Annotated in this window: 15 protein-coding genes; 7 read left to right on the forward strand and 8 right to left on the reverse strand. The window is 71.0% G+C overall.

All coding sequences use genetic code 11. The annotated features are described in order from the left end of the window. Window positions 1-106 precede the first annotated feature (106 nt). Entirely contained in the window at window positions 107-1000 is an 894-nt protein-coding gene (locus NMN56_RS03620) for an SIS domain-containing protein (protein ID WP_274042265.1), read from the reverse strand. A gap of 467 nt (window positions 1001-1467) precedes the next feature. On the opposite strand from NMN56_RS03620, the gene NMN56_RS03625 reads away from it, so the two are divergent. From NMN56_RS03625 to NMN56_RS03640, 4 genes are all read left to right on the forward strand, one after another. Beyond that, window positions 1468-2715 carry a CaiB/BaiF CoA transferase family protein gene (locus NMN56_RS03625; RefSeq protein WP_274042266.1) on the forward strand — a complete coding sequence of 416 codons (1248 nt, stop codon included), beginning with the start codon at window positions 1468-1470 and terminating at the stop codon, window positions 2713-2715. Continuing rightward, window positions 2712-3854 (forward strand): acyl-CoA dehydrogenase family protein, encoded by a 1143-nt coding sequence (locus tag NMN56_RS03630; RefSeq protein WP_274042267.1) that lies wholly within the window; start codon window positions 2712-2714, stop codon window positions 3852-3854. Before NMN56_RS03625 ends, NMN56_RS03630 begins: the two co-directional genes overlap by 4 nt. Window positions 3855-4063: 209 nt before the next feature. After that, on the forward strand, window positions 4064-5278 hold the full coding sequence (locus tag NMN56_RS03635; RefSeq protein ID WP_274042268.1) for an acetyl-CoA C-acetyltransferase: 1215 nt from the start codon (window positions 4064-4066) through the stop codon (window positions 5276-5278). A 179-nt stretch (window positions 5279-5457) separates the two neighbouring features. Continuing rightward, window positions 5458-7650 (forward strand): 3-hydroxyacyl-CoA dehydrogenase NAD-binding domain-containing protein, encoded by a 2193-nt coding sequence (locus NMN56_RS03640; RefSeq protein WP_274042269.1) that lies wholly within the window; start codon window positions 5458-5460, stop codon window positions 7648-7650. Between the two features lie 163 nt (window positions 7651-7813). Here NMN56_RS03640 and NMN56_RS03645 read toward each other — a convergent pair whose 3' ends face one another. Continuing rightward, window positions 7814-8569, reverse strand: coding sequence for a MerR family transcriptional regulator (locus NMN56_RS03645; protein WP_274042302.1), 756 nt, complete (start codon window positions 8567-8569; stop codon window positions 7814-7816). Window positions 8570-8940: 371 nt separating this feature from the next. On the opposite strand from NMN56_RS03645, the gene NMN56_RS03650 reads away from it, so the two are divergent. After that, window positions 8941-10761, forward strand: a complete 1821-nt coding sequence (locus tag NMN56_RS03650) for an AMP-dependent synthetase/ligase (protein WP_274042270.1) — start codon at window positions 8941-8943, stop codon at window positions 10759-10761. A gap of 174 nt (window positions 10762-10935) precedes the next feature. Continuing rightward, window positions 10936-12378 carry an amino acid permease gene (locus tag NMN56_RS03655; protein ID WP_274042303.1) on the forward strand — a complete coding sequence of 481 codons (1443 nt, stop codon included), beginning with the start codon at window positions 10936-10938 and terminating at the stop codon, window positions 12376-12378. 102 nt (window positions 12379-12480) lie between these two features. On the opposite strand, the gene NMN56_RS03660 is transcribed toward NMN56_RS03655, so the two are convergent. From NMN56_RS03660 to NMN56_RS03685, 6 genes are all read right to left on the reverse strand, one after another. Continuing rightward, entirely contained in the window at window positions 12481-13734 is a 1254-nt protein-coding gene (locus NMN56_RS03660; RefSeq protein ID WP_274042271.1) for a cytochrome P450 family protein, read from the reverse strand. Next, window positions 13731-14939 carry a cytochrome P450 gene (locus NMN56_RS03665; protein ID WP_274042304.1) on the reverse strand — a complete coding sequence of 403 codons (1209 nt, stop codon included), beginning with the start codon at window positions 14937-14939 and terminating at the stop codon, window positions 13731-13733. Before NMN56_RS03665 ends, NMN56_RS03660 begins: the two co-directional genes overlap by 4 nt. A 104-nt stretch (window positions 14940-15043) precedes the next feature. Next, window positions 15044-15685 carry a GTP-binding protein gene (locus NMN56_RS03670; protein ID WP_274042272.1) on the reverse strand — a complete coding sequence of 214 codons (642 nt, stop codon included), beginning with the start codon at window positions 15683-15685 and terminating at the stop codon, window positions 15044-15046. After that, the gene (locus NMN56_RS03675) at window positions 15666-16028 is read right to left on the reverse strand and encodes a DUF742 domain-containing protein (RefSeq protein WP_274042273.1); all 363 of its coding nucleotides are present in this window, start codon (window positions 16026-16028) and stop codon (window positions 15666-15668) included. Before NMN56_RS03675 ends, NMN56_RS03670 begins: the two co-directional genes overlap by 20 nt. Continuing rightward, window positions 16025-16453 (reverse strand): roadblock/LC7 domain-containing protein, encoded by a 429-nt coding sequence (locus NMN56_RS03680; protein ID WP_274042274.1) that lies wholly within the window; start codon window positions 16451-16453, stop codon window positions 16025-16027. Before NMN56_RS03680 ends, NMN56_RS03675 begins: the two co-directional genes overlap by 4 nt. Further along, window positions 16450-18117: a sensor histidine kinase gene (locus NMN56_RS03685; protein ID WP_274042275.1), complete on the reverse strand. Its 1668-nt coding sequence runs from the start codon at window positions 18115-18117 to the stop codon at window positions 16450-16452. Before NMN56_RS03685 ends, NMN56_RS03680 begins: the two co-directional genes overlap by 4 nt. Before the next feature lie 519 nt (window positions 18118-18636). On the opposite strand from NMN56_RS03685, the gene NMN56_RS03690 reads away from it, so the two are divergent. After that, entirely contained in the window at window positions 18637-19512 is an 876-nt protein-coding gene (locus NMN56_RS03690; protein WP_430542456.1) for an oxygenase MpaB family protein, read from the forward strand. Window positions 19513-19689: the final 177 nt, after the last annotated feature.

The raw sequence follows: 19689 nt of genomic DNA on the forward strand, positions 1-19689 counted from the left end.
CAGCGAGCGGCGGTGGTGAACAGGAGGGGAGGGCGGAGGAGCGGAAGGCGCGAGTGGCGGTGGGGGAGAGAGACCGGGCACCCGGCGGTGCCGGGTGCCCGGTGCCTCAGGCGTCCAGCATGACCGAGCGCGAGAGACTGCGGGGGTTGTCGGGGTCGAGGCCCCGGGCGCGTGCCCGCTCCAGCGCCACCCGCTGCACGAGCACGAGGTCCGCGAGAGGGTCACGTGCGTGGCAGACGAAGCGGGCCCCCGTGCCGGTCACTTCGCGCTCCAGGCCCTCGGGGGCCTCGCCGAAGAGCCAGGTGACGCGGCCGGGTGCGGCGATGGCGATCGGACCGTGGCGGTACTCCATCGCGGGATAGGACTCCGTCCAGCTCTGGGACGCCTCGCGCATCTTGAGCGCCGCCTCGTTGGCCAGCCCGTAGGTCCAGCCGGTGCCGAGGAAGGAGAACTGCTCGGCGTCCACCCATTCCTGCTCCACCGGAACGGTCAGCGCTTCCTCCGCCTCACGCACGGCCGTTGTGAGGTCCTCGCCCAGGTGTGCGCGGAAGAGCGCGAGCGCCGTCGTCGCGAAGCGGGTCTGGACCACCGACTTCTCGTCGGCGAAGGAGAGCGCGACCGTGTCGTCCGACAGCGCCGTCGCCGGGGTGTCCTGGTCGCCGAGCACCGTGACGGTCGGGATCCGGCCCTTCACGGCCTCCAGAAGCCGCAGGATCTCCGTCGTGGTGCCGGAGCGGGTGATCGCGACCACCGCGTCGTACTTCCGCTTCTCCCCGAGGAACGCCTCGGAGGCAGCGAACGCGTCCGTGACTCCCTGGCCGGAGCCCTCGCGCAGAGCGGCGTACGCCTGCGCCATGAACCAGGAGGTTCCGCAGCCGACCACCGCCACCCGCGCGCCCGCTGACGGAAGCGCGCCCGCTTCCGCACCGATCTTGGCAGCAGCGCGCCAGGTCTCCGGCTGGCTGCGCAACTCCTGCTCCATGTATGCCGTTCCGCCCATGCGAGGACACCCCCTCCTTGGGATCCCGGCGGCCTGGACCTCGGAACCCGACTGCGTGAAAGTGCGTGAAACTGCTCTCTTTCACGCAACATTACGCAAAGATCCATCATGCTGTCCAGCCCTCTTTCGAGGGACAAAGCCCCGTTGTGCCGGTGTCAGGAGCGGCCCCCGCGTGCCGGTGTCGGGCCGGGGCCCGGGGGCCGCTGTCCCCGCGGCCGGTGACGGGGCCTGCCGGCGCCGTGCCGACCGCCAGGACCGGGGCGCCGTCGCCGCGGGCCGGGTCCCTGGCGGGGCACGGCGACTCCGGGAAACGGCGGGCACGCGAACTCCCGGAAGAGGGTGGCGCCTTGCGCCGCCCGGGACGCGGTGCGGACCCGTGCGGGGTCGTCTGGGGGGCTTGTGGAATGGGGGAGCCGTTCTTAGCATTCCTGGTGTTACATCAGTTGTGTCACAGAGCTGGGGGCTTGATGACAGCAGCCGGAGAGCACGCCAGGGCCGTCGGAGCGACAGTGCGGCACGCTTCGGCACGCCCCGCAGGACCTCTCGCGGGCGTCCGCGTCGTGGAGTTGGCCGGTATCGGGCCCGGTCCCTTCGCCGCGATGACCCTCGCGGACCTGGGCGCCGACGTGGTCCGTGTCGACCGTCCGGGGGGCGGCGCCCTCGCCGCTTCGGCAGAGCACGACGTCACGAACCGCAACAAGCGCTCGGTCCTCCTCGACCTCAAGAGCGAGCGGGGAGTTGAGGCCGTGCTCTCCCTCGTCGAGCGTGCCGACGTGCTCATCGAGGGGTTCAGACCCGGAGTCGCCGAGCGGCTCGGTGTCGGACCCGACGCCTGCCTGTCCCGCAATCAGCGGCTCGTGTACGGGCGTATGACGGGCTGGGGCCAGGAAGGACCGCTCGCCCAGCGCGCGGGACACGACATCGGGTACATCGCCGTCACCGGAGCCCTCGGCATGGCGGGACCCGCCGACGGCCCGCCGTACGCCCCCGCCAATCTGCTGGGCGACTACGCGGGCGGCTCCCTGTACCTCGTCATCGGGATCCTTGCCGCGCTCCAGCACGCCCGGAGCGAGGGCGGTGCCGGGCAGGTCGTGGACGCCGCGATCGTCGACGGGACCAGCCATCTGACGGCCATGATCCAGGGCATGCTGGCGGCCGGTGGCTGGCAGGACAGACGCGCGGCCAACCTGCTCGACGGAGGCTGCCCCTTCTACGGCACCTATGCGACCTCGGACGGCGGCTTCATGGCCGTGGGCGCGCTGGAACCCAAGTTCTACGCGGAGTTCACGCGGCTGCTCGGCCTCGGGGACGAGGCGAAGCTACGGGAAGACCCGGCCGCCTGGGGGAAGTTGCGCGAGGCCATCGCGGCGCGCTTCGCCACCCGTACGCGTGAGCAGTGGACCGGGGTCTTCCAGGACTCGGACGCGTGCGTCGCGCCCGTTCTCTCCCTGCGGGAAGCGCCGGCCCACCCGCATCTCGCGGCGCGCGGCACCTACGTCGAGCACGGCGGCATCACACAGCCGGCTCCTGCGCCCCGCTTCTCCGCCACGCCCACGGCCGTGGCCAGCGGTCCCGCGCTGCCAGGAGCGCACGCGGAGGAGATCGCCCGCGACTGGGAGATGCCGTACCTCATGGAATCGGCGGGACGCGGCGCGGCACCACAGGCCGCACCCCAGCCCGCCGCAACGCCCGACAGAGAGCAGCCCACGCCATGAAGCGCCAGATCTTCACCGAGGACCACGAGGCGTTCCGCCGCACCGTCCGCACGTTCCTGGCCAAGGAGGTCGAGCCGTACTACGACCAGTGGGAGCGGGACGGCATCGTCTCCCGCGAGGCGTGGCTCGCCGCGGGGCGGCAGGGGCTGCTCGGCCTCGCTGTGCCCGAGCAGTACGGCGGTGGGGGAGAGGACGACTTCCGGTACGCCGCCGTCCTCGCCGAGGAGTTCACGCGCGCGGGCGCTGCCGGGCTCGCTGTCGGACTGCACAACGACATCATCGGCCCCTATCTGACCTCTCTCGGCACGGACGAGCAGAAGCGCCGCTGGCTGCCGGGTTTCTGTACGGGCGAGACGGTCACCGCCATCGCCATGACCGAGCCGGGCGCGGGCTCCGACCTCCAGGGCATCCGCACCACGGCCGAGGACAAGGGCGACCACTGGCTGCTCAACGGTTCGAAGACGTTCATCTCCAACGGCATCCTCGCCGACCTGGTGATCGTCGTCGCCAGGACGACACCCGAGGGAGGCGCGCACGGCCTCAGCCTGCTGGTGGTCGAGCGCGGCATGGAGGGGTTCGAGCGCGGCCGGAACCTCGACAAGATCGGGCAGAAGGCACAGGACACGGCGGAGCTGTTCTTCGACGACGTCGTGGTTCCCAAGGAGAACCTGCTGGGCGAACTGAACGGCGCTTTCGTGCACCTGATGACCAACCTCGCGCAGGAGCGCATGGGCATAGCCGTCGCCGGGATCGCCGCTGCCGAGCACCTTCTGGAGATCACCACGGAGTATGTGAAGGAACGTGAGGCGTTCGGCAGGCCGCTCGCCAAGCTCCAGCACATCCGGTTCGAGATCGCGGAGATGGCCACCGAGTGCGCGGTGACGCGCGCGTTCCTCGACCGCTGCATCGAGGACCACGCGAAGGGCGAGCTGGACGCGGTGCACGCCTCCATGGCCAAGTGGTGGGCAACCGAACTCCAGAAGCGGGCCGCCGACCGCTGCCTCCAACTCCACGGCGGGTACGGGTACATGAACGAATACCGCGTGGCGAAGGCTTTCACCGACGGCCGCATCCAGACCATCTACGGCGGCACGACCGAGATCATGAAGGAGATCATCGGCCGCTCCCTCCTCGCCTGAGCACAGCCCTGCCGGGGGCAGGCTCGCTCCCGTACAGAGCCCAGTTCTCCCGTACGGAGCCTTCCCGAGAACCGACCCACCCGTACAGAGCCCCTCCCGTACGGCCCCTCGCACGGGCCCCGTACAGGCGCCCTCCCGGACAAGGCCCTCCGTACAGGCGGCCCTTCGGGACTCAAGCCCCTCCCGCACACACGAAAGGCACCCACCCCGTGACCACCGAAGCGTTCGTCTACGACGCCATCCGCACCCCGCGCGGGCGGGGTAAGGCCAGTGGTGCCCTGCACGGCACCAAGCCCGTCGACCTCGTCGTCGGGCTCATCCACGAGATGCGCCGCCGGCTGCCCGGTCTCGACCCGGCCGCCATCGACGACCTGGTGCTCGGGGTCGTCGGCCCCGTGGGGGACCAGGGCTCCGACATCGCCAAGATCTCGGCCATCGCCGCCGGACTGCCCGACACCGTCGCGGGGGTACAGGAGAACCGCTTCTGTGCCTCGGGCCTGGAGGCTGTCAACCTCGCGGCTGCGAAGGTGCGTTCGGGCTGGGAGGACCTGGTACTGGCGGGTGGCGTCGAGTCCATGTCCCGGGTGCCGATGGCCAGCGACGGGGGCGCCTGGTTCGCGGACCCGATGACCAACTTCGAGACGGGTTTCGTGCCCCAGGGCATCGGTGCCGACCTCATCGCCACCATCGAGGGCTTCAGCCGCAGGGACGTGGACGAGTACGCCGCGCGCTCGCAGGAACTGGCGGCAGCCGCGTGGAAGGACGGCCGCTTCGCGCGGTCCGTCGTCCCCGTCCTCGACCGCAACGGGCTGACCGTACTCGACCAGGACGAGCACATCCGGCCCGGCACGACGGCCGACTCCCTCGCGAAGCTCAACCCGTCCTTCGAGGTCGTCGGCGACGTGGGCGGCTTCGACGCGGTGGCGCTCCAGAAGTACCACTGGGTCGAGCGGATCGAGCACGTGCACCACGCGGGCAACTCCTCGGGCATCGTGGACGGTTCGGCGCTCGTCGCGCTCGGCAACGCGGAGGTGGGCAAGCGTTACGGGCTGGAGCCGCGCGCCCGTATCCTCTCGGCCGCCGTCTCGGGCGCCGACCCGACGATCATGCTCACGGGCCCCGCGCCCGCCTCCCGCAAGGCCCTCGCCAAGGCCGGGCTGACCGTGGAGGACATGGATCTGGTCGAGATCAACGAGGCGTTCGCCGCCGTCGTGCTGCGCTTCGCGCGCGACATGGGACTGCCGCTGGAGAAGGTGAATGTGAACGGGGGCGCCATCGCGATGGGCCACCCGCTGGGCGCGACCGGGGCGATGCTCCTGGGAACCGTCGTGGACGAGCTGGAGCGCAGGGACCAGCGGTACGGGCTGATCACGCTGTGCGTGGGCGGAGGAATGGGGATCGCGACCGTGGTCGAACGGCTGTAGACGGCCCAACGGCCCAACGGCCCAACGGCCCAACGGGCTCTCGGGCCCACGGCCCAACGGCTCTCGGGCCCGGCCCATCCGCACGGGCCCATCCGCACGGGCCCGGTCCGCAGGGGTCCAGCCCCATGGGGGCCGGGCCACCCTCCCCACACAGAACTGACTTTGGAGACGAACCAGACATGCCCGAGTCCACCACCATTCGCTGGGACCAGGACGGCGATGGCGTCGTCACGCTCACCTTCGACGACCCGGACCAGTCGGCGAACACCATGAACGCGGCCTTCCAGTCCTCCCTGACCGCCGTCGCCGACCGGCTCGAAGCCGAACGGGACAGCGTGCGCGGCATCATTCTCACCTCGGCCAAGAAGACCTTCTTCGCCGGCGGCGACCTCCGGCTGCTCATCCAGGCGAGGCCGGAGAACGCCGAGGAGGTCTTCGAGAACGGCATGCGCATCAAGCGCGATCTGCGCAGGATCGAGACCCTGGGCAAACCCGTGGTCGCCGCGCTCAACGGCGCCACGCTCGGCGGTGGCCTGGAGATCGCGCTCGCCTGTCACCACCGTGTCGCGCTCGACGCCAAGGGCAGCAAGATCGGCTGCCCGGAGGCGACGCTCGGCCTGCTCCCCGCCGGCGGAGGCGTCACGCGCACCGTACGGATGCTCGGTATCGCGGACGCGCTGCTGAAGGTGCTTCTCCAGGGGCAGCAGTACTTCCCGGCCCAGGCCAAGGAGATCGGGCTCGTCGACGAGGTCGTGGCGACCGAGACGGAGATGCTCGCCGCCGCGCGCGCCTTCATCGAGGCCAACCCCGAGGCCCAGCAGCCCTGGGACGCCAAGGGGTACAAGATCCCCGGGGGTACGCCCGCACATCCCAAGTTCGCCGCGAACCTCCCGGCCTTCCCCGCGAACCTCAAGAAGCAGACGAACGGCGCCCCTTACCCCGCGCAGCGCAACATCCTCGCCGCCGCCGTCGAGGGCTCCCAGGTCGACTTCGAGACCGCGCAGGTCATCGAGGCGCGGTACTTCGTGGACCTGGTCACCGGGCAGATCTCCAAGAACATGATCCAGGCGTTCTTCTTCGACCTCCAGGCGGTCAACGCGGGCCGCAGCCGCCCTCAGGAGTTCGACCGGCGCGAGGTCCGCAAGGTCGCCGTCCTCGGTGCGGGGATGATGGGCGCCGGAATCGCCTACTCCTGCGCCAAGGCGGGCATCGACGTCGTCCTCAAGGACGTTTCCCAGGAGGCGGCCGAGAAGGGCAAGGCATATGCGGTGGGGGTGCTGGAGAAGGCGCTCGCGCGCGGGAAGACCACGGAAGCCAAGCGCGACGCGCTCCTCGCACGCATCACCCCGACCGCGGACCCGCAGGACGTCGCAGGCTGTGACGCGGTCATCGAGGCAGTGTTCGAGGACCCGGCGCTCAAGCACAAGGTCTTCCAGGAGATCCAGGACATCGTCGCGCCCGAGGCGCTGCTCTGCTCGAACACCTCCACCCTGCCGATCACCGCGCTCGCCGAAGGGGTCGCGCGGCAGCGGGACTTCATCGGGCTGCACTTCTTCTCGCCCGTCGACAAGATGCCGCTTGTCGAGATCATCAAGGGCCGTGCCACGGGCGACGAGGCACTGGCGCGCGCCTTCGACCTCGTACGGCAGATCAAGAAGACCCCGATCGTGGTCAACGACTCGCGTGGCTTCTTCACCTCACGCGTCATCGGCCACTTCATCAACGAGGGTGTCGCGCTCCTGGCCGAGGGCGTCGAGCCCGCCACCGTCGAACAGGCGGCGGCACAGGCCGGGTACCCGGCCAAGGTGCTCTCGCTGATGGACGAGCTGACCTTGACCCTGCCCCGCAAGATCCGCGACGAGACGCGTCAGGCACTGCGCGCCGAGGGCAAGGAGCTGCCCCCGCACCCCGCGGACGCGGTCCTCGACCGCATGGTGGACGAGTTCGGGCGCACAGGGCGCAGCGGTGGCGCCGGCTTCTACGACTACGACGAGAACGGCAAGCGCGCCCGCCTGTGGCCGGGACTGCGCGAGCACTTCACCAGGTCGGGCGATGACACACCCGGCATTCCCTTCGAGGACATGAAGGAGCGGATGCTCTTCTCCGAGGCGCTGGACACCGTCCGGCTCTTCGAGGAGGGCGTGCTCACCTCGGTCGCCGACGCCAACATCGGCTCCATCATGGGCATCGGCTTCCCGGCCTGGACGGGCGGCGTGCTGCAGTACATCAACGGCTACGAGGGCGGGCTGCCCGGATTCGTGGCCCGCGCACGGGAGTTGGGCGAGCGCTATGGCGACCGCTTCGCCGTGCCCGCGCTCCTCGCGGAGAAGGCGGGGAAGGGGGAGTCCTTCACGGACACGGCGACCGACTGACGCCGACTGACACCGACTGACGCCGACAAGGGCCCGGTAGCCGGCGCGGCCCGGCGGCACCCCAGTCGATACGGCCCGGCTGCCCGACGTGGCCCGGCTGCCCGGCGCGCACCGGAAGCGGGGGCGGCGCCAGGAGCGGCCGATGGCGCCGGTCCCGCCGGGGTCAGTCCGAGGTGGGCCGCGGGGCCCGCTCCGCAGGGAAGGCGCCCCGCAGCTCCTCCTTCATCGACCGCTGGAACGCGGTGACCAGCGCCTGCACCACCATGGGCTGCATATGTGCCGAGAGCGACTTCATCCGCTCGACCCGTTCGGGGTCCGACTCCAGCTCCCGGTAGGGCTCCCACACCTCCTGCTTGAACAGGCGGCTCAGCTCACGCGCCGCCGAGCGGCTGTGTTCCAGCATCACCTCGCGCGCGGCCAGGATCGCCTCCTGCGATATGGGCACGTCCAGCAGCCTGACCCCCAGCTGAACCAGGCCGGGGTCGACGCGGAAGACGTCGGGGTCCTCCGTACGGACGAGAACGCTCATCGCCTCCAGGCGCTTCAGCTCGTCGTCGGTCAACTCCCGCCCGACGCGCCCCTCCAGCTGCCCGCGCGTCGTCTCGTCCACCGTGTCCGGCATCCAGGACGCCACGACGGCACGGTGAATGGCGAGGTCGTGCGCGCTGATGTCGTCCGGCAGGCGCTGGAGGTAGCGCTCGATCGCGGCCAGCGTCATGCCCTGGTTCTGGAGTTCCTCTATGAGCGCGAGCCGTGAGAGGTGTTCGGCGCCGTACCGCCCCACCCGGCGCGGGCCGATCGTGGGCGGCGGCAGCAGGCCACGGGTGCTGTAGAAACGGATCGTGCGTACGGTCACGCCCGCGCGGGCGGCGAGTTGATCGACGGTGAGCTGGTCGGCCGGTTCGTTCTCGCGCTCCAGGCTTCCGTTCCCGTGCCCAGCCGTGCCGGCCGCGCGCTCGGCTGTCGCGTTCTTGCGCTGCTCCGGCCGGTTCCGGCCCCCGGCCGGCCCGTTCGCGTTCCCGGTCGGGCCGTTCCCGTCCTCCGACGGCCCGTTGCCCTCCTCCGCAGGACCGTTCTCCTGCGCCACGGTCCCGTTCTCGTGCTCCATGTGCAGCGCCCCTCTCGCCACCGGCCGCTCCGGTGCTCACCACCGGCTCGCCGCCGGCCTACGTACCGATCACGTTCAACAGTATTGCTGTCTCACCACTCGTGTGAAACCTTCGGGTCCCGCGCGGACCCCTGTCGATGGCATACGGCACACGCCCTCACCAGACTCCTGACGGAGGCGCCATGACCACGATTCTGCGACTCCCGGGTGACGCACCGGAACTCACCGTTCCTGAGCTGCTGCTCAGAAACGCCGAGGACCACGGCGCCCTCCCGGCACTCTCCTGGCAGGAAGGAAGCGGTTCGCGTACCACCCTCACCTGGGGCGAGGCACGCCACAGGATCGCCGAAGTGGCCGCGGGGCTGGCCTCCTCGGGGGTGGAACGGGGCGAACATGTGCTGCTGATGATGGGCAACAGGCCCGAGCACTGGCTCACCGACCTCGCCCTGGCCCACCTCGGTGCCGTGCCCGTCTCCGTGTACGGTACGGCGGCGCGGGAGCAGATCGGCCATATCGTGCGGCACTCACGTGCCCGGCTCGCGGTGATCGAGGGCGCGGACGAGGTCGCCCGCTGGGAACCGCTGTTGGCGGGCGCCGAACAGGGGGAGGGGCGGCTGGAACGCCTCGTCGTCGTCGAACCCGACGCCGTGGGCGCGCACACAGCGTGGAGCGCGCTGCCCCGCGCGTACGACTCCGCCGTCTTCGAGAAGACCTGGCGTACGGTCCGCGCCTCCGACCCGGTCACCGTCGTCTACACCTCCGGTACGACGGGCGACCCCAAAGGTGTGGTGATCAGCCACCGCAACGTCGTCCTCAACGGTCTGGCCCTCGACAAGGTGGCCGAACTGCCCGACCACGTCGACCACATCAGCTATCTCCCGTTCGCGCACATCGCCGAGCGGATGCTCGGTATCTACCTGGCCGTGCTCCGCGCCGCCCACGTCCACCTGTGCGCCGACCCGGCGGGGATCGCCGCGCTCGCCAGGGAACTGCGTCCCGCGCAGTTCTTCGGGGTGCCACGGGTGTGGGAGAAGCTGGCCGCCTCGCTGCGCGCCGGGCTCGCCGCGCTGCCCGAGGAGCGCGCCGCCGCCGTCGCAGCCGTGGGGGATGTGGCCCGCGCGTACGTGCGCTGCCGCGAGCGCGGCGAGCGCCCCTCCGAGGAGCTTGAGGCCGCGTACGGGAAGGCCCGGCGCGAGGTCATCGGGCCGCTGCTGGGCCTCGCCGGCTTCGACCGGCTGGTGTGGACCGCGAGCGCCTCGGCTCCGATGCCGCAGGACGTGGTGGACTTCTGGGCCGGCTTCGGCCTCGTCGTGATGGACGCGTGGGGCCTGACCGAGACGACGGGCGCGCTGACCCTCAACGGGCCCGACGCCTTCCGGCTGGGTTCCGTGGGACGTGCGATCGAGGGTACGGAGGTGCGGGCGGCGCCCGACGGTGAGTTGGAGGTGCGCGGCACCACCGTCTTCGCCGGCTATCTGCGCGCTGACGGCTCGATCGAGCCGGGAACGGACGAGGACGGATGGTTCGCGACCGGCGACATCGGCCGGATCGACGAGGACGGCTTCGTGTGGCTCACGGACCGTAAGAAGGAGATGATCGTGACCTCGACGGGCAAGAACGTCTCGCCCGCGCTCGTGGAGAACACCCTCAAGGAACATCCCCTGATCGGTCAGGCGCTGGTGCACGGGGACGGCCGTTCCTACCTCGTCGCACTGCTCGTCCTGGACGCCGAGATGGCACCCGTCTGGGCGGCCCGGCACGGGATCGAAGCGGCGCCGGGCGAGCTGTTCGCACATCCGGAGGTCAGGGCCGGAGTCGACCGCGCGGTCGAGGCGGCGAACGCGAGGCTCAACCGCACCGAGCAGATCAAGCGCTACCACCTGCTCCCCGACGAGTGGGGCCCCGGGACCGGCGAACTCACCCCGTCCCTGAAGCTGCGCCGCCGGGTGATCCAGAAGAAGTTCGCCCAGGTAATCGACGGGATGTACGCAGATCACCGGTGAGAGATTCACCGATGTGAGATGTGCCACCGAATAGTTGGCCCCTACATGGAAAGGCGATGTCCGGTCTGCGGTCGCGGGACGAGGAGCGACGAACGCTCCGCGGCGGCCGATCCGGCAAAGCCCGAACCAGAGTGAGTGGGGCCAACTGTGCACAACGACGTCGTCCAGGACGCGATTCCGCCCCGACCGGGCGGAGGTGACGGGTCGGGAGGACTCGCCACCGGCCCTGCGCGGGACGCCGGTGACACCGGCTACAGCAAGGACCTCAAGCCGCGCCACATCAACATGATCGCCATCGGCGGGGCGATCGGCACCGGACTCTTCCTCGGCGCCGGCGGGCGCCTCGCCTCGGCGGGCCCCGCGCTCGCCCTCGCCTACGCCGTCTGCGGCCTCTTCGCCTTCTTCGTCGTCAAGGCGCTCGGCGAGATGGTCCTCCACCGGCCCTCCTCGGGCTCCTTCGTCTCGTACTCCCGGGAGTTCCTCGGCGAGAAGGGCGCCTATGTCGCCGGGTGGATGTACTTCCTCAACTGGTCGACGACCGGCATCGCCGACATCACCGCCATCGCGCTCTACACGCATTACTGGAGCTTCTTCACCAGCGTGCCGCAGTGGGTCCTGGCGCTGATCGCGCTGGCCGTCGTGCTCGCCATCAACATGATCTCCGTGAAGATCTTCGGTGAGCTGGAGTTCTGGTTCGCCATCATCAAGGTGACCGCGCTCGTCGTCTTCATGATCATCGGCATCGTCCTGCTCGCCACGCAGCACCCCGTCGGCGGAACCACGCCGGGACTCGCCCAGATCACCGACCACGGGGGCGTCTTCCCCAACGGTCTGATGCCGGTCGTCATCGTCATGCAGGGCGTCGTCTTCGCCTACTCCTGCGTCGAACTCGTCGGTGTCACAGCGGGCGAGACAGCCGAGCCGCACAAGGTCGTGCCCAAGGCCGTCAACGCGATCATGTGGCGCGTGGGCTTCTTCTACGTCGGCTCGGTGCTGCTGCTCGCGCTGCTCCTGCCGTGGGGCCAGTACACGGACGGGCAGAGCCCGTTCGTCACCGTGCTCTCCAAGCTGGGGGTGCCCTGGGCAGGTGACGCCATGAACCTCGTCGTCCTCACGGCCGCCATGTCCAGCCTCAACTCCGGGCTGTACTCCACCGGCCGCATACTCAGGTCGATGGCGATGTCCGGGTCGGCACCGCGCTTCACCGGCCTCATGAACCGCAGCCAGGTCCCCTATGGAGGCATCCTGCTGACCGCCGCCGTGTGCGTCGTCGGCGTCGGGCTCAACTACGTCGTGCCCGGCAAGGCGTTCGAGATCGTGCTCAACATCGCGGCGCTCGGCATCGTGAGCACCTGGTGCACGATCATGCTCTGCCACCTCGTGTTCGTCCGGAGGGCGAGGACGGGAGCGGTGACCCGGCCCTCTTTCCGGCTGCCGTGGTCGCCGTACACGGAGTACGTGACGATCGCCTTCCTCGTCGGGGTCGTCGTGCTCATGTGGAACGACCCCGACGTGGGGCGCAAGACCGTGATGCTCGTCCCCGTCCTCGCCGCCGCACTGGTCGCGGGCTGGTTCGGGGTGCGCAGGCGGGTGCGGGCCGTGGCCATGGAGAAGTAGCCCGGCCCGTCCCCACGCCGCGGCGGAGTGGGGAGTTGCTCCGGCCGGCGCTCCCGGCCGGAGCACAACGGAGCCCGTCCGGTTCAGCGCCGTCCGTACAGTTCAGCGCAGCCGTACGGGGAGTTCGTACAGCTCGTTCTGGGTGACGGCCGGCTTGTTGCGCAGTTCGGACGGGTCGACGGCCAGTCCGAGGCCGGGGAAGCGCTCGAAGAGCGCGGGCAGTGCGACGAGCGCCTCCAGGCGGGAGAGCGGAGCGCCCGGGCACACGTGCGGGCCGTGGCCGAAGGCGAGGTGCCGGGTCGGGGTACGGGTGATGTCGAACTCCGAGGCGCGGGGCCCGTGCTGTGCCTCGTCCCGGCCCATGGCGCCGTAGGAGATGATCACGCCGTCGCCCTTGCCGATGACGGTGTCCCCGACGGTGACGTCCTCCGTGGCGAACCGGATGAGGACGTGTGTCGTGGGCGCGTCCCACCGCAGCGTCTCCTCGATGGCCGCCTCCCAGCTGACCTCCCCCGACATGAGGAGCGCGAGCTGCTCGGGGTGGGTCAGCAGTGCGACGACGGCGCTCACGATGAGGCTGATCGTCGTCTCGTGGCCCGCGGTGATGAGGACCTGCACGGTGCTGAGGACTTCCTGGTCGCTGAGGGAGTCACCTTCCTCGGCCGCGCCGAGCAGCGCGCTGGTCAGGTCGTCGCCGGGCGCGGCCTTCTTCTGCTCGATGACCGAACCGAAGATCGCGGCGAGTTCGCCGATGATGGCCTGGACGTCCTCGCCCGGTGTGAGGCTGCTGAAGAAGCCGTCGTAGAGGGTGCGCAGCCGCGGGATCTGGGCCGTGTCGATGCCCAGGAGCCCGCCGATGACGGCCATGGGCAGCGGGTACGCGTACGCCGACTTGAGGTCGACGCGGCCCATGTCACCGGCGCTTTCCTCCAGCGCGTCCAGCAGTTCGGCGGTGATGGCCTCGATACGGGGGCGCATCTCGTCGACGCGGCGCGGGGTGAGGGCCTGCGCGGTGAGCGTACGGAGCCTGCGGTGCTCGGGCCCGTCGAAGGTGAGCATGCTGGGCCCCGGATCGGCCAGCCCGATGAGGGGCCAGGTCTTGGGGATCTCGCCGCGCTGCCAGGCGGCCCAGTGGGAGATGTCCTTGACCAGGCGGCTGTCGGTGAGCAGCTTGCGGCCTTCCGCGTGGTGGGTCACCGCCCACACGGGTACGCCGCCCGGCAGTTCGACGGCGGCGACGGGCCCCGCGGCACGCAGCCGTGCTCCCTCCTCGGCGAGGTCGCGCACCAGCGGGTCAAGCGTGATCACCTCACGCGACTCGTCCGAACCGGCTCCTGTGACGGGACACGTCGTCATCTCGTACCTCCTGCGGCGGTGGTCGGTGTCGGTGTGAAGCGGACGGGCAGTGACTCCAGGCCGCGCAGCCAGGGCGAGGGGCGCCATACGAGCGCCCGTGCGCTCACCGCCAGGTCCACGTCGGGGAGCCGGTCGAGCAGGACTTCGATACCGGTACGGGCGATGCCCTCGGCGATGTCCTGTGCGGGGTACGGGCAGCGGTGGTCGCCGTGCCCGAAGGAGAGGAACGCGTTGTTGCCGCCGGTGAGGGCTGCTTGGTCGGGGCGTACCTGGGGGTCGCCGTTGGCGGCGGCGAAGCTGAGGATGAGCAGGTCGCCCTCGGTGATCCGCCGCCCGCCGAGCTGGGTGTCGCGGGTGGCCCAGCGGCCGGCGATGTTCTGGGAGGGCGTCTCCTCCCACAGCACCTCGTTCATGGCCTCGCCGACGCTGTGCCGGCCGCCGGAGAGCGAGGCCGCGAAGCGGTCGTCGGTGAGCATGAGCCGCAGCGTGTTGCCGATCCAGTCGGCGGTGGGCTGATGGCCGGCGACGATGTTGACCATCATGTCCTGCAGGATCTCCTCGCGCGAGAACCCGTCGGCGTAGTCGTGGTGCAGCATCCGCGAGGCGACACCGGCCGCCGGAGCGCTGTGGCGCGAGGCGAGCAGCTCGCCCATGGAAGCGCGCACGTGGTCGTGGCCTGCGAGCGCGCCTTCCGTGCCGTTGACCAGCGCGTTGATGCTGGGCACCAGCCCGGCGCCCTCCTCGTCGGAGAAGCCGTAGAGCCGTGCGAGTACGAGCGCGGGCAGCACCTTGGCGTACTCCCCGATGAGGTCGGCCTCGCCCCGTCCGCACAGCCGGTCGATCAGCCCGTCGGCGAACCGCTCGGCGTGGTCGCGGAGTTCGAACGGGTCGACGGCGGCCAGTGCGTCGCTCACCAGGGCCGAGCGGCGCTCATGGCGTTCACCGACGGTGTAGAGGATCGAGGGCTGCTTGCCGACCATCGGGATCAGCGGCCAGTCGGCCGGTATCTGGTCCCACAGGTTCCACAGGCCCGAATCCCGGCTGAAGAGAGCCGGGTTGGAGGTGATCTGGTGCACCTCGCGGTAGCCGAGCACGAGCCATGCCGGCACATCGCCCGGCAGCGTCACGGGTGCGACGGGCCCGTGCTTCTCGCGCATGTCGCGGTAGAGCTGCGTACGGTCGTCGTTCTGGAAGCGGGGGCCCATCAGCGGAACGGCGTCCGGGTGCGGGGCGGTTCCCGCGTGCGCGGGGCAGCCGGGAGGCGGTGCGGAGGCGGCGCTGTGCTGCGGGGAGGCGGGGGTGGGGGTGGTCACGGGGTGATCTCCCGGGCGGTTCGCGCGGTGGACAGGGCGTACAGGTGGTGGACCAGTGCGAGCAGCACGTCCCGGCTGGACTCGCGCGACCGCGCGTCGCAGTCGACGAGCGGTATGTCCTCGGAAAGGTCGAGCGCCTCGCGTACCTGTTCGGCCGTGTGACGGGGACCGCCGAAGTCGTTGCGGGCGACGATGAACGGGGTGCCGTGCGCCTCCAGCCTGTCGATGGCGTACCAGCATTCGTCCAGCCGCCGGGTGTCGACGAGCACGACGGCGCCGAGCGTGCCGGAGAAGAGCCGGTCCCACAGGAACCAGAACCGCTCCTGCCCCGGCGCCCCGAACAGGTACAGCACCGTGGACTCGTTGAGGCTGATACGGCCGAAGTCGAAGGCGATGGTCGTGGTCGACTTGCCCCGTACGGCGCTGAGATCGTCGACGCCCTCGCCCGCGCGCGTCATCGTCTCCTCGGTGTTCAGGGGACGGATGTCGCTGACGGCTCTGACCATGGTCGTCTTGCCGACCCCGAAACCGCCCACGATCACGATCTTCAGCCCGTTCGCCGCGGTGCTGAGCAGCGGCGGACGGTCGGACGCGGACTGCGTCGTACCGGGGTTCGCTTCAGATGTTGCGGAGTCCAACGAGCACCTGCTTCAGGATGTCGGGATCGGGGAGTGCGTCGGCGGCGCGGACCGTACGCGGGTGCCGGGCGGTGATCCGGCCGGCGGCGAGCAGGTCGCCCAGCAGGATACGGATGACGCTGACCGGCAGTCCGAGGTCGGCGGCCAGTTCCACAACCGCCGTGGGGGAGCGGCAGATGCGGAGGATGGCCGCGTGCTCGGACTGCATGCCGCGCACGGGCTCGCTCTCGCTGACCACGAGCGTCACCAGGTCGAAGGCGTCGGCGCCCACTGCGGAACGGCTGCGCCCACCGGTGACGGTGTACAGCCGGTCCGGGTCCTCGTCCCGGCCCGGCCGCTTCACGCCGGTCCGCCTCCGCCGCCGTCGCCCTCGGCGGGCTCGCGGGGCGGTGAGCTGAGGTACTCGCTGAGCTGTTCGATGAGTTCGTTCATGTTGTGGCCCACGAGCCCGACATCGGAGTCCTCGTCGGCGACCACGGCCAGGTGCGCACCGTCCCCCGCCTCGACGACGAACAGGATTCCGCCGTAGAACTCCGCCATCGCCTGCCGTACTCCGCCGCTCCCGTTGCCGAACTCGACGGAGGCGCCGTGGGACAGACTCTGGATACCGGCGGAGATGGCGGCCAGTTGGTCGGCCTGGTCGACGGAGAGTTCGGGCGTCCGGCACAGCCGGAGTCCGTCGCGGGACAGCACGAGGGCGTGGCGGGTGCCGGGCGTACGTTCCAGCAGACTCTCCAGCAGCCAGTCGAGCTTGCTGTCAGTGATCATTCGGTGTCGTCCTCCGGGAGGGAAGAGGCGCGGGCGGGGGAGGAGGCCGGGGAGGCGGCTGACGGTGTGGTGACGTTCTCAGGCGTACCGCTGTCGTTCTCGGCCGTGCCGCCGCCGTCCTCGGGCGGACTGCCGCCCTGTACGGCACGGCGGAAGTCGCCGAATCTCGCCCCGGAGGGCCGGGCCTGGCGGGTACCGCCCTCGGTCCCGGGGCCCGCGGCCGAGGCGCCGGACGCAGTGGACGCAGCGGTGGCGGACGCGGTACGGCCCGGCCCCGCTTCGGTGCGGGCGACGGCCGCGAGGGTCTGGCCGCGCCGCCGCTTGGGCAGTCCGCTCTCCCCGTACTGGACGCCGTGCGCCGGGGTGGGCGCGTGCTCGGACCCGGCCGGGTGTTCGGCCTCGCCCCGCTCGTGCGCCGTGCCCGGCACCGTCACGCGCTCCTCGGTGCGGGGTGCCGCAGCCGAGGGCTCGCCGAGGGGCTCCTCGCGCTGTGTCTCGGTGACCAGTTCGCGCGGGACGCGCACGAGTACGCCGGTGCCGCCGTGGGCCGAGGGCCGGAAGGAGACGGACAGGCCGTGCTTACGGGCCAGCCGCCCGACGACCGCGAGCCCGAGGCGCGTACCCGAGAGCGTGGCAAGCCCCGGGTCGGCGGCGTCGGGGGACACCAGGCGCTCGGCACGGCGCAGCGCCACCTCGCCCATGACCAGACCGCCGTCCTCGATGGTGATGACGATCCCGGCCGCCACCTCCTCGACGTACACGTGGACCTCGGAGGTGGGCGGCGAGAAGTTGGCCGCGTTGTCCATGAGTTCGGCCAGCGTGTGCATCACGCCCTCGGCCGCGTGGCCCGCGACGGCGACACCGCTCGTGGAGTGCAGCCGCACGCGCTGGTATCCGCCGATACGGCCCATCGCGCCACGCAGGATGCTCTCCATGACGATGGGCTTGGCCCAGCGCCTGCCCGAACGCGCGCCGGTGAGCACGGCGATGGAGTCGGCGAGCCGTCCGGCCTGGGCCGTCCTGTGGTCCAGGTGCAGCAGGTCGCCGAGCACGTTCTCGTCCGCGTGCTTGTGCTCCATCTCGCGCAGGTCGGCGGCCATGCTCGTGGCCAGGGCCTGCACCCGGCCCGCCGCGTTGGCACAGGCGGAGAGGGCCGAGGCACGCATGCTCTCGCCCTTGTGCACCTCGGTCGCGAGGGTGATCAGGACGCGGCGTTCAGCGGGGGAGTGCACGGGGGGCGCCTCGGCCAGCGCCGTCTCGGCGGAGCCGCCGGCACGCAGGCGTTCGACGACGGAGGGTACGACGGAGTCGGCGAAGTGCGCTGCCGCCGCCTCGCGTTGGGCGGCTTCCGCCTGTTGGGCCGCGAGCTGGGCGCGCAACTGCCTGCCGGTCAGCACGCCGTGTGCCGCGACGGCGACCGCCACGCACAGCACGGCACCCGCGGCGCCGCTGCCCCACGCGACGGCGGCGCGGGCCGACTGGGACGAGAGGTACACCGTGGTCAGACAGGCGACAGCGGTGACCACGACGGCCACCAGCACCGCGAGCGCGGTACCCGCCGCTGTCCCTTGGCCTGCGGCCGGCCGGCGTTCCGCGGCCGGCCGGCCTTCCGTATGGCCCGAACCGTGGTGCGGTGGCGGCGAGGGTATCTCGGGGGAGGTCATCAATCAGGGTCCTTGTGGACGGATCCGGGCATGGGGGAGAGCTGAGCCGAACACTCCGATCAACGTCGACCCAATATAGGTCAGTTAGTGATCACGTGGTGACAGTGGGGTACTCCGAACCAAAGATCCGCCCCTACCGCCCGGCGGCGCCTCCCCCGGAACCCGTCGCCCATTCCACGTACGCCTGCCGCGAATTGAAGCAGACGCCCCGCGAACTCCCCACGGGGCCTCCATGTGTGGCGAAGTCGTGAAGATTGCTGACGGCCCGCCACCGCGGAAACCAGCCCGGAAGCGGAGACGGGATACGCGGTGCGGGGGCGGGAGAGGTGCCGCGCCGGTCGGCGCCGCACGCTGGTGCCGGCGGGCAGGGGGCTGGGCCCCGGAGGGCGCCGGAGCACGCCGACCACACGGGCCCCGCACCACGTGGACGGGCCCGCATCACAGGCGCGTACCCGCACCGCGCGAGCGCCCCGCCGTACCGCCCGGGCGCTCGCGCGCACGAACAGTGCCAAAGGCATCATGAGAGGTGTGAAAGCACGCGAAACGCGCACGTCGCAGCAGGCACCGGAGCCACCGCCGCCGGGCGGTGTGCTGTGGGACATCGGTGGGGAGATCCGTATGCTCCTGATGCTGCCCGCCGCGCTCACCATGCAGGTCGCACACCCCGCCGTCGGCGCCGGCGTCGATGAGCACTCCGTTTTCCGCACCGACCCCTGGGGGCGCGGAGAGCGCTCGCTGCGCAGCGTGCTGCTGTGGGTGTACGGGGGCGACGAGGGCATCGCCGAAGGCCGCAGACTCCGCGAGCTGCACAAGAGCATCCAGGGCACCGACGCACACGGCCGCCGGTACCACGCGCTCACCCCGGCCTATTACGCGTGGGTCCACGCGACGGGCTTCCCCGTCTACCAGCACGCGCAGCGCTACCTCGGCCGCCGCCCGTACACCGGCGCTGAGGAGCGGCGGCTGTACGCGGAGTGGCTTCAGGTCGGCCGTGTCCTGGGCATCGACGACCGTGACATGCCGCAGAGCCTGGAGGAGTTCTGGCCCTACTGGAAGAGGATGCTGGCCGAGGAGATCGAGCCCACCGCCGTCGCCGTCGAACTGGCCGCCTTCAACCGCGACATCCCGCCGCCGCCCTTCGGGCCACGCGGGGTGCGCGTCGCCTTCCGGGTGGTGTGGCCGCTCCTTGTGCCGGGGATCGCGCGCTTCCGGCGCTTCATGACCATCGGCATGATGCCCCCGGACGCGCGCTCCGCGCTGCGCCTGCCGTGGACACCGCGCCAGGAGCGCCGGCTGGTCCGCCTCGGGCGCGTCCTCGCACACACGGTGCCGCTCCTCCCCGAACGCCTCCGCTACCTCCCCCTGGCCCGCAAGGCGCGCGCGGCCCACAGGTGACGCGCTGCGGCCCACCGGCAACGCGTCCGGCCACCGGCGAAGGGCGCCTTCCGCTCCCCGTGCCCCGTTCGGGCACGCTCCCGTGCCCCGTTCGGGGAACGGGCCCCCGTCCGGAAACGCTCCCTGGGCCCGTTCGGGAAACGGCCCCAGGGAACGGAGCGTCCGGGATCAGCGGGT

This window comes from Streptomyces iconiensis, assembly GCF_028657195.3.
GTDB lineage: Bacteria > Actinomycetota > Actinomycetes > Streptomycetales > Streptomycetaceae > Streptomyces > Streptomyces iconiensis.

Coding starts and splice junctions, on each gene's coding strand:
- NMN56_RS03650 (WP_274042270.1), top strand. CDS start 8,941: ATGACCACGATTCTGCGACTCCCGGGTGACGCACCGGAACTCACCGTT.
- NMN56_RS03660 (WP_274042271.1), bottom strand. CDS start 13,734: ATGACGACGTGTCCCGTCACAGGAGCCGGTTCGGACGAGTCGCGTGAG.
- NMN56_RS03630 (WP_274042267.1), top strand. CDS start 2,712: ATGAAGCGCCAGATCTTCACCGAGGACCACGAGGCGTTCCGCCGCACC.
- NMN56_RS03665 (WP_274042304.1), bottom strand. CDS start 14,939: ATGGGCCCCCGCTTCCAGAACGACGACCGTACGCAGCTCTACCGCGAC.
- NMN56_RS03690 (WP_430542456.1), top strand. CDS start 18,637: ATGAGAGGTGTGAAAGCACGCGAAACGCGCACGTCGCAGCAGGCACCG.
- NMN56_RS03620 (WP_274042265.1), bottom strand. CDS start 1,000: ATGGGCGGAACGGCATACATGGAGCAGGAGTTGCGCAGCCAGCCGGAG.
- NMN56_RS03680 (WP_274042274.1), bottom strand. CDS start 16,453: ATGATCACTGACAGCAAGCTCGACTGGCTGCTGGAGAGTCTGCTGGAA.
- NMN56_RS03625 (WP_274042266.1), top strand. CDS start 1,468: ATGACAGCAGCCGGAGAGCACGCCAGGGCCGTCGGAGCGACAGTGCGG.
- NMN56_RS03640 (WP_274042269.1), top strand. CDS start 5,458: ATGCCCGAGTCCACCACCATTCGCTGGGACCAGGACGGCGATGGCGTC.
- NMN56_RS03685 (WP_274042275.1), bottom strand. CDS start 18,117: ATGACCTCCCCCGAGATACCCTCGCCGCCACCGCACCACGGTTCGGGC.